This is a genomic window from Pasteurella bettyae CCUG 2042, from assembly GCF_000262245.1.
GTDB lineage: Bacteria > Pseudomonadota > Gammaproteobacteria > Enterobacterales > Pasteurellaceae > Basfia > Basfia bettyae.
The window spans coordinates 18,671-31,207 of sequence record NZ_AJSX01000036.1; the positions used below are offsets into that span (position 1 = coordinate 18,671).

At 36.5% G+C, this 12,537-nt stretch carries 16 protein-coding genes; 8 read left to right on the forward strand and 8 right to left on the reverse strand.

Features of this window, described 5'->3' with window-relative positions; genetic code table 11:
* Positions 1-34 precede the first annotated feature (34 nt).
* A complete protein-coding gene (gene hutZ, locus HMPREF1052_RS07670; protein WP_005761166.1) occupies positions 35-550 on the forward strand; it encodes a heme utilization protein HutZ in 516 nt (171 codons plus the stop codon).
* Positions 551-624: 74 nt separating this feature from the next.
* Here the strand turns inward: hutZ and HMPREF1052_RS07675 are convergent, their stop codons facing one another.
* The 4 genes from HMPREF1052_RS07675 to envC all read right to left on the reverse strand — a co-directional run bounded on the left by HMPREF1052_RS07675 (position 625) and on the right by envC (position 4,145).
* Positions 625-1,131 carry a DUF2301 domain-containing membrane protein gene (locus tag HMPREF1052_RS07675; RefSeq protein WP_005761169.1) on the reverse strand — a complete coding sequence of 169 codons (507 nt, stop codon included), beginning with the start codon at positions 1,129-1,131 and terminating at the stop codon, positions 625-627.
* 109 nt (positions 1,132-1,240) lie between these two features.
* A complete protein-coding gene (gene udp / locus HMPREF1052_RS07680; RefSeq protein WP_005761170.1) occupies positions 1,241-2,002 on the reverse strand; it encodes a uridine phosphorylase in 762 nt (253 codons plus the stop codon).
* Positions 2,003-2,082: 80 nt separating this feature from the next.
* The gene (locus tag HMPREF1052_RS07685; RefSeq protein ID WP_005761151.1) at positions 2,083-2,931 is read right to left on the reverse strand and encodes a divergent polysaccharide deacetylase family protein; all 849 of its coding nucleotides are present in this window, start codon (positions 2,929-2,931) and stop codon (positions 2,083-2,085) included.
* Entirely contained in the window at positions 2,928-4,145 is a 1,218-nt protein-coding gene (gene envC / locus HMPREF1052_RS07690; RefSeq protein ID WP_005761146.1) for a murein hydrolase activator EnvC, read from the reverse strand. The genes HMPREF1052_RS07685 and envC overlap by 4 nt, the downstream gene beginning before the upstream one ends.
* Before the next feature lie 156 nt (positions 4,146-4,301).
* Between envC and HMPREF1052_RS07695 the strand changes: the two genes are divergently transcribed.
* A complete protein-coding gene (locus HMPREF1052_RS07695; RefSeq protein WP_005761127.1) occupies positions 4,302-4,985 on the forward strand; it encodes a 2,3-diphosphoglycerate-dependent phosphoglycerate mutase in 684 nt (227 codons plus the stop codon).
* Between the two features lie 156 nt (positions 4,986-5,141).
* Here the strand turns inward: HMPREF1052_RS07695 and HMPREF1052_RS07700 are convergent, their stop codons facing one another.
* The gene (locus HMPREF1052_RS07700; protein WP_005761187.1) at positions 5,142-6,464 is read right to left on the reverse strand and encodes an anaerobic C4-dicarboxylate transporter; all 1,323 of its coding nucleotides are present in this window, start codon (positions 6,462-6,464) and stop codon (positions 5,142-5,144) included.
* Between the two features lie 258 nt (positions 6,465-6,722).
* Between HMPREF1052_RS07700 and HMPREF1052_RS07705 the strand changes: the two genes are divergently transcribed.
* The 5 genes from HMPREF1052_RS07705 to HMPREF1052_RS07725 all read left to right on the forward strand — a co-directional run bounded on the left by HMPREF1052_RS07705 (position 6,723) and on the right by HMPREF1052_RS07725 (position 10,436).
* Complete coding sequence (locus HMPREF1052_RS07705) at positions 6,723-7,160, forward strand: rhodanese-like domain-containing protein (RefSeq protein WP_005761104.1); 438 nt, start codon at positions 6,723-6,725, stop codon at positions 7,158-7,160.
* A 13-nt stretch (positions 7,161-7,173) separates the two neighbouring features.
* Entirely contained in the window at positions 7,174-7,692 is a 519-nt protein-coding gene (gene secB / locus HMPREF1052_RS07710; RefSeq protein ID WP_005761110.1) for a protein-export chaperone SecB, read from the forward strand.
* A 93-nt stretch (positions 7,693-7,785) separates the two neighbouring features.
* A complete protein-coding gene (gpsA, locus tag HMPREF1052_RS07715) occupies positions 7,786-8,793 on the forward strand; it encodes an NAD(P)H-dependent glycerol-3-phosphate dehydrogenase (RefSeq protein WP_005761182.1) in 1,008 nt (335 codons plus the stop codon).
* A gap of 25 nt (positions 8,794-8,818) precedes the next feature.
* Positions 8,819-9,616, forward strand: coding sequence for a serine O-acetyltransferase (gene cysE, locus HMPREF1052_RS07720; RefSeq protein ID WP_005761137.1), 798 nt, complete (start codon positions 8,819-8,821; stop codon positions 9,614-9,616).
* A gap of 7 nt (positions 9,617-9,623) precedes the next feature.
* Complete coding sequence (locus tag HMPREF1052_RS07725; protein WP_005761111.1) at positions 9,624-10,436, forward strand: shikimate 5-dehydrogenase; 813 nt, start codon at positions 9,624-9,626, stop codon at positions 10,434-10,436.
* A gap of 149 nt (positions 10,437-10,585) precedes the next feature.
* Here the strand turns inward: HMPREF1052_RS07725 and HMPREF1052_RS07730 are convergent, their stop codons facing one another.
* The 3 genes from HMPREF1052_RS07730 to HMPREF1052_RS07740 form a co-directional block, all read right to left on the reverse strand.
* A complete protein-coding gene (locus HMPREF1052_RS07730; protein WP_005761149.1) occupies positions 10,586-10,915 on the reverse strand; it encodes a DUF413 domain-containing protein in 330 nt (109 codons plus the stop codon).
* A 71-nt stretch (positions 10,916-10,986) separates the two neighbouring features.
* Positions 10,987-11,601: a thiol:disulfide interchange protein DsbA gene (gene dsbA / locus HMPREF1052_RS07735; RefSeq protein ID WP_005761108.1), complete on the reverse strand. Its 615-nt coding sequence runs from the start codon at positions 11,599-11,601 to the stop codon at positions 10,987-10,989.
* Between the two features lie 24 nt (positions 11,602-11,625).
* Complete coding sequence (locus HMPREF1052_RS07740; protein WP_005761098.1) at positions 11,626-11,892, reverse strand: YihD family protein; 267 nt, start codon at positions 11,890-11,892, stop codon at positions 11,626-11,628.
* A gap of 66 nt (positions 11,893-11,958) precedes the next feature.
* Here HMPREF1052_RS07740 and mobA point away from each other — a divergent pair, with 66 nt between their 5' ends.
* Positions 11,959-12,534 (forward strand): molybdenum cofactor guanylyltransferase MobA, encoded by a 576-nt coding sequence (gene mobA, locus HMPREF1052_RS07745; protein ID WP_005761131.1) that lies wholly within the window; start codon positions 11,959-11,961, stop codon positions 12,532-12,534.
* Positions 12,535-12,537 lie beyond the last annotated feature (3 nt).

Genomic DNA, 12,537 nt, shown 5'->3' on the forward strand with positions numbered 1-12,537 from the left:
CAAAAAACTATCAAATCGAAAAACAAGGGAAGTTATGGCAAAACAAGAAGTTCTTCAAAATCGTTTAGGACCTCAAATTCAAGAGTTAAAAGCTGAAGCAAAAACAATTATGTTAGCTACAGTGGACAGCATGGGTACGCCGAATATCAGCTATGCACCATTTGCGATTAATCAAGGAGAATACCAAGTATTTATTTCTACGATTGCTCGTCATGCGCGTAACCTACTTGAAAATCCTAAAGTTTCTTTAATGATTATTGAAGATGAAAGTAAAAGTCGTCAGATTTTTGCTCGTCGCCGTTTATCATTTGATGCAACAGCACGTGTTATTGAACGCCATTCAGCAGAATGGAAAGATGGGCTTGCAATGCTTAAAGCAAGACACGGTAAGTTGATTGATGATTTAGCGACCTTAGAAGATTTCAAATTGTTTAGTTTCAAACCAGGTCCTGGTCTATTTGTAAAAGGCTTTGGTCAAGCATTTCAAGTCAGCAATGATGATTTAGTGAGTGCCGTTCATTTAGATCAAGGGCATCAAAAAGAAGAATAACCAAAAACTGCGGTTATATTCTGATTAAATTTTTAAACAAAAGGTTTTGCTTAGCAAAACCTTTTTATTTTCCATTACACCTGATACTTATTTTTATCCCCAATATCAAAATGCAATGGCATACGCCATTTTTGAATGGCTACAATCAAAAATAAAAGTGCAGAAATTGCCGATGTTAACTGCAATAAAACTTCAATATTTAATACATAGCCTATCCATAACAAGGCAACAAAAATCGGTTGATAATTCAATGCAAAAACTTTAAAACAAAAATATTCTTTAAAACATAATCCACCAAGAGTAAGTAATGCACCACCTAATGCTAACTGTGAAAAACCAAACACTTCACATAATAGAGCCAACCAAGTAGCAAATTGTAAAATCAAACGAAAATGCTTTACATAAATATGTAAACTTGATGCACAACAACTCGCAGCGACTAATAATCCGAGCAATGAGAGATTAGGTTGATAAGGTAAAAGCGCAATAAAAATCGCGGCTAACACAAACCCTGAACGGTAGATACAAACGGTTAAGTAATCCCAACTATCCATGGGCGATTTAATATGTGGATCTGCCATAAACTAAACTTTCCTAATAAAATTTACCAGTTTGAAACATGGTATGTACTATATCAAATTTATGATAATAAAAAAGCCTCTTATGAAAGAGGCTCTATTCATTATTTCACTAAATTTTTGCCATTTTACCCGCAGCTTCAACAACAACCGACACTGCCTTTTCTTCTGTGCCTTTTATAGTTGCTTCATTTGGAATTTCTTGTTGAGTACGATTTACAATCACACCAGCAACCATACCCGCTTTTAAGCCAAGTGCCGCACACATGGTAAATAGCGTTGCAGATTCCATTTCATAATTCATTACATTTAATTCTTGCCATTGTTTTAATGAACCTTTAAATTTGGAATATACTTTACCCGTATAAGTATCATAACGTTCTTGGCCTGGATAAAAGGTATCTGAAGAAGCTGTAATACCTACATAAGGCGTTGTACCCTGTGCAACAGCAGCATTATATAATGCATTAGTACATTCAAAATTTGCCACCGCAGGATATTCTAGTGGTGCAAAATGTTGGCTTGCTCCATCTAAACGAACAGCTCCTGTGGTTACCAATAAATCACCTACGTTGATATGTGGTTGAATTGCTCCAGTTGTACCAATACGTAAGAATGTTCTTACCCCTAATTGTGCTAATTCTTCAACACAAATTGAAACAGAAGGTCCTCCAATCCCTGTTGAACAAACCACAACAGGCTCACCATCGACATAACCTAGCCAAGAAGTAAATTCTCGAGTTGAGGCTAAAAATTCTGGGTTTTCCATATGTTTTGCAATACGTTCACTACGTGCTGGATCACCTGGTACAATGGCAACTTTAGCGCCCTTTAGCATCGCTTTCGTCAACCCTAAATGAAATACTTCTGACATATGTCCTCCTTAATATACTGAAATTTCCTTTTTCTTTTATAAAAAACCCCTTCAAAAATGAAGAGGTCTTAAGTTTAAACTTATTTAGGCACCCCACGCAACAGCGGAACCGATTCAAATGGTGCAATAGATGTCGGTGCTGGCATATTAGGAAAAATAAAGATAAATGGTTGCGGTGGAACCACTTTCTCATTACGCCATAAGTTTCCCATCCCTACCAATTGAATATCTGCAGGTAAATTTTTTAATTCTGCTTGTAATACAGCAATAGTATTTTTCCGTGGATGACCAATAGCAATTGCTATACCATGTTTTCTTGCATATTGAATCGCTTGTTGGTATTGATGTTGTACATCATTATAAGCATCACTATCATCAAGGAAAATATGACGATCTAATGAATTAACTCCCTGCTGTTTTGCAATTTTTCCCGCTACTGAACGACCAATTGTTCGACTATCTAGAAAAAACAAATGATGTTTATATAACTCCGCCATCAAAAAATGCATTAATGTTGAATCTGCCGTTGCTGCACTTCCCATATGATTATTCATACCAATAGCATTAGGAAGTATTTGTTTAGCCATTTGAACTCGTCGAGCCACTTCTTCTTGAGACATACCCAATAGTAACCCACCTTCTTCAATTTTCATATTATTCATAGGCTGCATGGGCATGTGAATCAAAATATCACGGCCTTGTGCTGTGGCTTGTTGATGAATATGTTTAGCATAAGGAGCAGAAGGAATAATTGCCACAGAAATCGCTTTCGGCATAGACAATATTATCTCATCCTCTCGAAGATGGTATCCCATATCATCAATGACAAGTGCAAGTTGAGCAGCCTGACTAAATAAGCTCAATAAACATAATGTCAATAAAATAACGGTTTTTTCTACCGCACTTTTAAGCCAAATAATATCAATCATCTTAACCAACTTGCTGGATTCACTGCATTTCCTTGGCGGCGGATCTCAAAATACAATCCTGTTCTACCTTGGCCTCCGCTATTTCCTACTTCAGCAATTTTCTGACCACTACGCACTAAATTACCCACCTTAACGGAAACAGCTTGATTATAACCATATAAAGACATATCACCTTTACCATGATCAATCACTACCACTAAGCCATAACCTTGTAACCAACTAGCTAAAATGACCCGACCATCAGCAATCGCCTTGACTGCCGTACCTGCAGATGCACCAATCACCATGCCTTTCCATTTGACTTCACCCACCTGAGTCGCTCCATAAGAATAAAGTGTTTTACCAATCACAGGACGTGGATACTTACCAGCTAATCCTGTTCCTGTATGCATTAATTGTTGCTCTTGATTCGTCGGTTGATAAGGTCTGTTATTTTTCTTCTCTTCACTGGCTTTTTTCTGCGTATAAGCTTCACGTTCACGTTGTTCTTGCTCTTGTGCAATTTCAGAGGCACGTTGAATCTCATTACGCAATGCATTTTCATTTGCTTTTAAGGTTTCTAATTTATTCTGATCTTTTTCTAATGATTTACTTAATTGATTAAGTGTCAACTGACGTTCATTTTTGACTTTCTGCAATTCTTGCTGTTGCTTCTTTTGAGTGGATAACTGTGTTTTTTGTTCTTCTAATTGAGAACCGAGTAAATTCTTTTGCTCATCTAATTGCTTACGTGTATCACGAATATCTTGAATAGCCGTCATACGAGCTTGATTCATATGCTCATAATAAACTTTCATACGATCTGCTTTTTGTGCATTATCAGACAATAAGTGTTCCACAACAGAGGCAGGATTACCTGAACGATACACAGCATCAAGCTGTTTTGCTAACTTTATTTTCTGTGTTTTTTCTTGTTGTTCTAGCAATTTAATTTGCTTATTAGTTTCATTAATCACCTTACGAGTTTCTTCTACATCAGCCTGTGTCTGACGCAAATTTCCAATCACTCCACTCATTTTGGTTTCCTGAGCTTGTAAAATAGATTGGAGTTGATTTTGGGTACGTTTTTGCTCTGCAATTTTTTGTTCTTGTTGCTTAATTTGTTGCTGAATTTTAGACAAGTCCGCAGATTGTGCAGAAAACGCCCCTAACATCCCGACACAAAAAAGTGCGGTACATTTTAAAGAAATTTTTTTATTAAAATTTGATAGCATTGCTAAAACTACCCAAGCTTATTTTATCTTGTCAGTAAATATAGCATTATTTTTGCGAAAGATCAGAAAACATTAGGTTTTAACTTTTAAATCTACCCATTTTTTGCTATAAAATGCGGAGTATTTTTATTAATCCACTGACTCTAGGAGATTTTTATGGAATTAGTATTTATTCGTCACGGTTTAAGTGAATGGAATGCATTAAACCTTTTTACTGGCTGGCGAGATGTCAACCTAAGTGAAAAAGGAATAGAAGAAGCTAAAGAAGCTGGTCGTAAATTAAAAGCTGCAGGTTTCGAATTTGATATTGCATTTACTTCTGTATTAACTCGTGCGATCAAAACTTGTAACTTAGTGTTAGAAGAATCTAACCAATTATGGGTTCCACAAATCAAAACATGGCGTCTAAATGAACGTCACTACGGTGGTTTACAAGGTTTAAATAAAGCCGAAGCAGCAGCTGAACATGGTGATGAACAGGTTCATATTTGGCGTCGTTCATATGATGTTTTACCTCCAGCATTAGATCCAAAAGATCCTAACTCTGCACATAACGATCGCCGTTATGCTCATTTACCTGCTGACGTGGTTCCAGATAATGAAAACTTAAAAGTGACTCTAGAACGTGTATTACCATTCTGGGAAGACCAAATTGCACCAGCTATCTTATCAGGTAAACGTGTATTAGTGGCTGCGCATGGTAACTCATTACGTGCACTTGCTAAACATATTGAAGGTATCTCTGATGCTGATATCATGGATTTAGAAATCCCTACAGGTCAACCATTAGTTTATACTTTAGATGACAACTTAAAAGTAATCAGCAAACGTTACTTATAATCTATATTTTAAATTCTAAAAGAAACGCCTCTCTGCATAATAGAGAGGCGTTTTTTATTAGAGCTTAGAAAAATTTTTCTAATTTTAACCGCACTTTTACGGTTTAAAAAAATAAAAAAGCGGTGTTAATACACCGCTCAATCAATTAAAGCCAATTTATAGGAATAAATTTGCGAATAGTAAACCAAAGCCAATACTGAATGCCATACTGAGTAAGCCTGGAATCATGAAGCTGTGGTTAAAAATATACTTACCAATACGCGTTGTACCTGTTGTATCAAAGTCAATTGAAGCAATGATTGGACCATAGTTTGGAATAAAGAAATAACCATTCACCGCAACAAATACAGCGATTAAGATTTCTGGTGAAATACCTAATGCAATACCTAGTGGGAATAAAGTTGCCACTGTTGCACCTTGGCTATTAACTAAAACAGAAAGAACAAATAATGCAAAGGCAAATGCCCATGGTGCAGTTTCAACTAAACCTTTTACCATTTCTTTTACTTCGTTCATATGAGCTTGCATTAATGTATCACCTAACCATGCGATACCAAAGATAGCAATTACCGCACGCATACCCGCATGGAATACTGAACCACGGGTAATTTCTGTACCATCAGGTTTACAGAAGAAAATAATCAATGCACCAATAGACAACATAACAATTTCAATAGTATGAGCCATACCCATTGGTTTACCATCAAACACTGGACGTAATGATGGAATTGCCCCCATAAGAACAACTAATAGCGCACCAAATAGGAATAAACTCACAGATAAGATTGCGGTTGGTTTTAACTTAATTTCATCAGTTGATACAGAAGCATTATTCGCTTTTACATATTCTGGATCTTGTAAACGACGTTGATATTCTGGATCATCTTTTAATTCTTTACCAATTTTATTGACAAACACACAAGCTAAAGCAATCCCTAAAATAGTAGCAGGAATGGTAACCATTAATACGTCAGCTAAAGTAATGCCTTGAGGTTCAAGAAACGCAACCACTGCTACAACCGCTGCCGCAATTGGGCTTGCTACGATAGCAAATTGAGATGCGATAACTGCCATAGAAAGTGGGCGTTCTGGACGGATACCATTATGGCGTGCAACTTCAGCAATCACAGGTAATACAGAATAAGCTACGTGACCTGTACCAGCTAAGAAGGTAAACAGCCATGTTACAGCAGGAGCCATGAAAGTAATATATTTCGGATTCTTACGTAGAATATTGGTAGCAACTTTGATCATATAATCTAAACCGCCTGCGGCTTGCATTGCTGCTGCGGCAGAAACAACTGCCATGATCATAAACATTACATCAATTGGTAAACCAGCTGGTTTTAAACCAAAAACAAAAGATAAAATGGCAAGACCTAAACCGCCAAATACACCCAAGCCGATACCACCAACTCGAGCACCAATCAAAATACATAGTAAAACTATGGCAAATTGAAGAAGAAACATTGCAGACATAATTATCTCCCTGGTTACTATTTTATATTTTATTAAACTCAATTGTATTTTAATATTTCTTAAGCTATTTAACGACAGCGATTTCATATTAGAAATAATAACAATTGAAAGCCCTTTGAAATCTGCTGTTAATATACCAATTATGGGGCATTATATCTATAATATAGATCAATTAAATTGCAATAGTTTCTTTGAAAGATGAATAAACTACGGTTATACTTAACCCCTATTTTTGATTACTGATTTTTTGAGAGTAAAATGGAAGAATTAATGCCAATGGCAATTACGTTTGCCAAAAATCATACCCTATTAGTTGTAGCTTGGATTGCTGTATTTGTTTTTGTACTTGTGCAATTCATAAAATCAGCAACCAGCAAAGTTAAAATTGTTTCTAATGCAGAAGCAACGAGCTTAATTAATAATCAAGATGCCATGGTGATTGATTTGCGTAATAGTGACGAATTTAAACGTGGTCATATTGCAGGTAGCATGGAATTTAGTGCCACAGACATTAAAAACCAAAATCTTGGCAAGCTTGAACAATATAAAGAACGTCACCTTATTTTAACTTGTGCAAACGGTATAACAGCACGTTCATCAGCACAACTTCTATCAAAACAAGGGTTCTCCCATGTTTATACCTTAAATGAAGGTATTTCAGGTTGGAGAGCAGAAAACTTACCATTAGTTAAATAAAAGGATTATCCCAATGGCAGAAGAAAATCAAGCTGTAACACCAGCAACAGAAGAACAACAAGAAGCTGTACTGCAAATTCAACGTATTTATGTGAAAGATATTTCTTTTGAAGCACCTAATCTTCCACATATTTTCCAACAAGAGTGGAAACCTAAACTCAACTTTGATTTAAACACTGAAGCAAAACAATTAGCTGAAGATTTATATGAAGTGGTATTAAATATTTCCGTAGAAACTACATTAGAAGACAGTGGCGATCTTGCTTTCCTATGCGAAGTTAAACAAGCAGGCGTCTTTACTATCAGTGGATTAGCAGATATTCAAATGGCACATTGCTTAACTGCACAATGTCCAAATATGTTGTTCCCATATGCTCGTGAATTAGTTTCAAACTTAGTCAACCGTGGTACGTTCCCTGCATTAAATCTTTCTCCTGTAAATTTTGATGCATTGTTCATGGATTTCTTACAACGCCAAGAACAAGAAGAACAAAAAGCGACTGAATCAGCTACTCCTGAAGTTCAGCATTAATCTTAAAATCAAGATGGCACGGCTAATTTGTCCGTGCTATTTTATTTTCGTAATATGGCTTTTTATCTTACTTCAACATTTGCGAGGTAATTTATGAGTACAAATACATCTTCTGTTACGATTCTTGGTGCAGGTTCTTACGGTACAGCACTTGCTATTGCCCTCTCACGTAATGGTTATCCAACTTATCTTTGGGGACATAATCAAGAAGCTTGTCAACAAATGGCAGAACAACGTCAAAATGCACGTTTTCTTCCTAATATTACTTTCCCTGAAGCATTACAAATTGAGTCCGACTTAAAAACTGCAGTACAAAAATCAAAAAATTTACTGATCGTTGTGCCAAGTCATGTATTTGGTGATGTGATTAAACAAGTTAAACCTTATCTTACTACAGAACACCGTATTGCTTGGGCAACTAAAGGCTTAGAGCGAAATACAGGGCGTTTATTACAAAGCTTAGTAGAACAAGAATTAGGCACTAATTATCCTCTTGGAGTATTATCAGGCCCAACTTTTGCGAAAGAGCTTGCAACAGGTTTACCAACTGCTATTACCTTTGCTTCAAATAATGAAAAATTTGCCAAAGATTTCCAAGAACGTATTCACTGCAATAAACATTTTCGTGTATATCTCAATTCCGATATGATTGGTGTACAACTAGGCGGTGCAATTAAAAACGTGATTGCAATTAGTGCGGGAATGTCTGATGGAATGGGATTCGGTGCCAACGCAAGAACCGCACTGATTACACGGGGTATTGCAGAAATTAGCCGTTTAGGGGTATCCTTAGGAGCTCAAGCACATACCTTTATGGGAATGTCTGGGCTTGGAGATCTTGTGCTTACTTGTACCGACAATCAATCTCGTAATCGCCGTTTCGGTATGATGCTTGGACAAGGCATTAGTGCGGAAGCTGCTATGCAAGAAATTGGGCAAGTGGTGGAAGGCTACTACAATACTAAAGAAACCTATTTATTGGCTCAACAACAAGGCATAGAAATGCCGATTACTGAACAAGTGTATCAAGTATTATTCTATCAAAGAAATGTAAAAGAAGCCGCCTCTGCACTACTCGGACGGGAACGTAAAGATGAATAACCTCTCATTCATAAGGAATGAAAATATGTTACTTGAAGTCTGGAATAATATTAGAAATGAAGCGAAAGGTTTGGTAGATCAAGAACCTATGTTAGCAAGCTTCTTTCACTCCACTATTTTAAAGCATAAAAATTTAGGGAGTGCTCTCAGCTATATTTTGGCGAATAAACTGGCCACTGCCACTATGCCTGCAATTACATTACGTGAAATTATTGAAGAAACATATCAAGAAGACCCACGTATTATTGAATGTGCGGCCTGTGATATTAATGCCGTACGCCAACGTGACCCAGCTGTAGGATTATGGTCAACACCATTGCTCTATTTAAAAGGATTTCATGCTATTCAAAGCTACCGTGTGACCCATCATTTATGGTTACAACGCAGACAATCTTTAGCAATTTACTTACAAAACCAAATTTCTGTGGCTTTTGATGTGGATATTCATCCTGCTGCTCGTATCGGGCGCGGTATTATGTTTGACCATGCTACAGGTATTGTGGTCGGAGAAACTTCAGTAATTGAAAATGACGTATCTATCCTACAAGGTGTAACTCTTGGGGGTACAGGTAAAGAATGCGGTGACCGTCATCCAAAAATTCGTGAAGGTGTAATGATCGGTGCAGGTGCTAAAGTACTTGGCAATATTGAAGTTGGCAAATATGCTAAAATTGGTGCGAATTCTGTCGTACTACAACCAGTTCCAGAATATGCCACTGCTGCAGGTGTACCCGCTAAAATTATTAGTAAAGACCGTACAACAGTACCAGCCTTTGAAATGAATCAATATTTTATTGATGATGCAGAAGCCTTAAATATCTAGGAAAATTATGATTAATAAAGAGACTAAACTGTGTATGTCCTTAGCGGCTCGCCCCAGTAATCGTGGCACCAGATTCCATAACTATCTTTATGAAAAATTAAACTTAGATTTTATCTATAAAGCGTTTACTACCACGGATATAGAACATGCAATTAAAGGGGTAAGAGCCTTAGGTATTCGTGGCTGTGCAATTTCAATGCCCTTCAAAGAAAGTTGCATTCCTTTCATTGATGAACTGTCAGAATCTGCTAAATCCATTGAATCGGTAAATACTATTGTCAATAATGATGGCTATCTCAAAGCTTATAATACGGACTATATTGCTATCGAAAAACTCATTCAAAAATATCAATTATCGCCTCAATCAACTGTCATCTTAAGAGGCAGTGGTGGCATGGCAAAAGCGGTAGTTGCAGCCTTTAAAAATGCAGGTTTTAAACAAGTCAAAATTTTAGCCAGAAATACTATTACGGGAAAATATTTGGCTGATCTTTATGGCTATGAACACATTGAAAATTTACATGCTGAACAAGCTGATATTCTTATCAATGTGACGCCTATTGGCATGGCTGGAGGAAAAGAAGCTTCAGATTTAGCTTTTCCTGAAGCGATGATCGAACAAGCAAAAACTATTTTTGATGTAGTAGCCATGCCTGAACTCACACCTTTTATCCAATTAGCAAAAGCGAAAGGTAAGCAAACCATTTCAGGGGCGGAAGTGGCAGTATTACAAGCTCTTGAACAATTTGAACTCTACACAGGCATTCGCCCTTCTGAACAATTAGTCGCAGAAGCAGGAGCATTTTCTAGAGCAGAATAAAGCCAACGTTGTCCAAAACCGAACACAAATTAAGGCATCAATGATGTCTAGATTTTGAAGCCAATAAAAGTGCGGTTAAAAAATAAAAAATTTAGTTGTTTACACATGAAAGGCTTGAATTAATTCAAGCCTTTCATGATTAAGATAAGTTAGTCATTTGCGTTGAAATCATCTAGATTATCGCTAACTACACCAGATAACGTATATACACGTTTTGTTGTTGAAGTATGTAAGCGATATTTATTCCAGGTTTTTTCAAAGAAAGTTTCTGCTGGTCGTTCTCCCTTACAGAAAGCAACAAACTGTTTTTCTTCTGCTGTGCTAGGATCACGTTCACCTAAATCTAACGCCTTAAATGCTTGACCATATTGCTCAAGCGCTTGTGCTTCTTTAATTGTATAGTCACCGTGACGAGCAAAACCACGTGGATAGTTTTTATCGTCAAAGAAACGACGTTCAACACTAAAACTTTCTGCCATAATATCCTCTTTGTTTATATCTCTTTTAAGTGGCACGCATTAAACCAATTTTTTAGATCTTTTGCAAATAGTTATTTACTTAATAGACCATTTACGGTATCTACGTAGTCTTGAACGAAATTATCATGTGATAAACCATCCATTTTTACATGGAATTTGTTATTGACATAAAAATCAGGTACTCCACGCACTTTAAATTGTTCTGCCAGATTAATTTGTTTGTTATATAAAGCGGTTACTGCGAAACTATTAATGCCACCATCAAATTGTTCTGCACTCACACCATTATCAAGAAAAACCTGACGAACATCATTCATAGACTGTAAAGTATTAGCTTTTGCTGCTTTAAATAAGGCTGTTTTCACTTTATCCTCAGCACCAATCGCCATTGCAAGGGCCCATGCGCGAGTTAAATCATCAGAAATACCGCCTAAGAAGGTGACATGATATTGTTTGAATTCAGCGCCTTTAGGAAGGGCTTGCTTAATTTTTTGTGGAATCTGATATTCCAGTTCAAATGAATAACAATGAGGACAATAAAATGAGAAGAATTCAATAACTTCTGGTTGTGCAGAATGGGATTGTGCTAATGTTTCGTATTGTTTGCCTTCCGTTAAATCAGCGGCTTGCACATTGAAAGATAGTGTTGCTAAAGCTACAATGCAAGCAATAAAAAGTTTTTTCATTTCAGTAATCCTTTAAAACTAAGATTATTTAATAATACCACGAGCCTTTAAAATTGCGGTTTTAAAGTCTTCTTCGTAGTCTTTTTTAATACCAGGAATCGGCTCTAATTTATCTTTTCCATGCATCTTTAAATGATAAATAATGACTTCATCTGATAATTCTTCAAGAGGTTTTTCGAAACCCGCCTCTTTTGCAATTTTTTGTAGAATTTGAATAAGATTTAAATCGGAATCCTTAGACCAATATGGTTGTAAAAGTTCCAAGACTTCATTAAGACGATGACATTTCATAAAGTTTTCCTTATCATCAATAAACAGGTTACAAATCATACTTGAATTAAGAGAAGTTTACAATTTATGACAATAACAATTAGTGCAGTAATTTTAGCTGGTGGTAAAGCTCGCCGTATGGGAGGCGTGGATAAAGGTTTGCAATTATGGCAAGGTAAACCTTTGGTAGAAACAATTTATCAACGTTTACATTGCCAAATTGATGCTATTTCTATTAATGCCAATCGTAATCAAGATGCTTATGCACAATTGGGTGTGCCTGTTTTTTCTGATCAAAGAGACGGATTTCAAGGCCCATTAAGTGGTATCCAAACGGCATTAGAGCAGGCCACTACAGATTATGTATTATTTGTGCCTTGTGATAGCCCTTGCTTGCCATTAAATCTTGTAGCAAAACTAAAAAGTGCGGTAGAAAATTCAGAAATTTTAATTGCTTATGCCCATGATGGTGAACGAGACCATCCTACTTTTTGCTTGATTTCAACCGCTCTAAAAACTGAATTAGCAGATTATTTAGCAAGCGGTGAACGTCGAATGTTATGGTTTATGAAAGCACATGGTGCAGTCGCCGTAGACTTTAGTGGAGATAAACAGGCTTTCGTTAATATGAATACTTTAGGAGATTTGCAAGAAAAGGTATAATCA

Bases quoted from the DNA above. Each gene is read 5' to 3' on its own strand.
- hutZ (WP_005761166.1), top strand. From the start codon at position 35: ATGGCAAAACAAGAAGTTCTTCAAAATCGTTTAGGACCTCAAATTCAA.
- HMPREF1052_RS07675 (WP_005761169.1), bottom strand. From the start codon at position 1,131: ATGGCAGATCCACATATTAAATCGCCCATGGATAGTTGGGATTACTTA.
- udp (WP_005761170.1), bottom strand. From the start codon at position 2,002: ATGTCAGAAGTATTTCATTTAGGGTTGACGAAAGCGATGCTAAAGGGC.
- HMPREF1052_RS07685 (WP_005761151.1), bottom strand. From the start codon at position 2,931: ATGATTGATATTATTTGGCTTAAAAGTGCGGTAGAAAAAACCGTTATT.
- envC (WP_005761146.1), bottom strand. From the start codon at position 4,145: ATGCTATCAAATTTTAATAAAAAAATTTCTTTAAAATGTACCGCACTT.
- HMPREF1052_RS07695 (WP_005761127.1), top strand. From the start codon at position 4,302: ATGGAATTAGTATTTATTCGTCACGGTTTAAGTGAATGGAATGCATTA.
- HMPREF1052_RS07700 (WP_005761187.1), bottom strand. From the start codon at position 6,464: ATGTCTGCAATGTTTCTTCTTCAATTTGCCATAGTTTTACTATGTATT.
- HMPREF1052_RS07705 (WP_005761104.1), top strand. From the start codon at position 6,723: ATGGAAGAATTAATGCCAATGGCAATTACGTTTGCCAAAAATCATACC.
- secB (WP_005761110.1), top strand. From the start codon at position 7,174: ATGGCAGAAGAAAATCAAGCTGTAACACCAGCAACAGAAGAACAACAA.
- gpsA (WP_005761182.1), top strand. From the start codon at position 7,786: ATGAGTACAAATACATCTTCTGTTACGATTCTTGGTGCAGGTTCTTAC.
- cysE (WP_005761137.1), top strand. From the start codon at position 8,819: ATGTTACTTGAAGTCTGGAATAATATTAGAAATGAAGCGAAAGGTTTG.
- HMPREF1052_RS07725 (WP_005761111.1), top strand. From the start codon at position 9,624: ATGATTAATAAAGAGACTAAACTGTGTATGTCCTTAGCGGCTCGCCCC.
- HMPREF1052_RS07730 (WP_005761149.1), bottom strand. From the start codon at position 10,915: ATGGCAGAAAGTTTTAGTGTTGAACGTCGTTTCTTTGACGATAAAAAC.
- dsbA (WP_005761108.1), bottom strand. From the start codon at position 11,601: ATGAAAAAACTTTTTATTGCTTGCATTGTAGCTTTAGCAACACTATCT.
- HMPREF1052_RS07740 (WP_005761098.1), bottom strand. From the start codon at position 11,892: ATGAAATGTCATCGTCTTAATGAAGTCTTGGAACTTTTACAACCATAT.
- mobA (WP_005761131.1), top strand. From the start codon at position 11,959: ATGACAATAACAATTAGTGCAGTAATTTTAGCTGGTGGTAAAGCTCGC.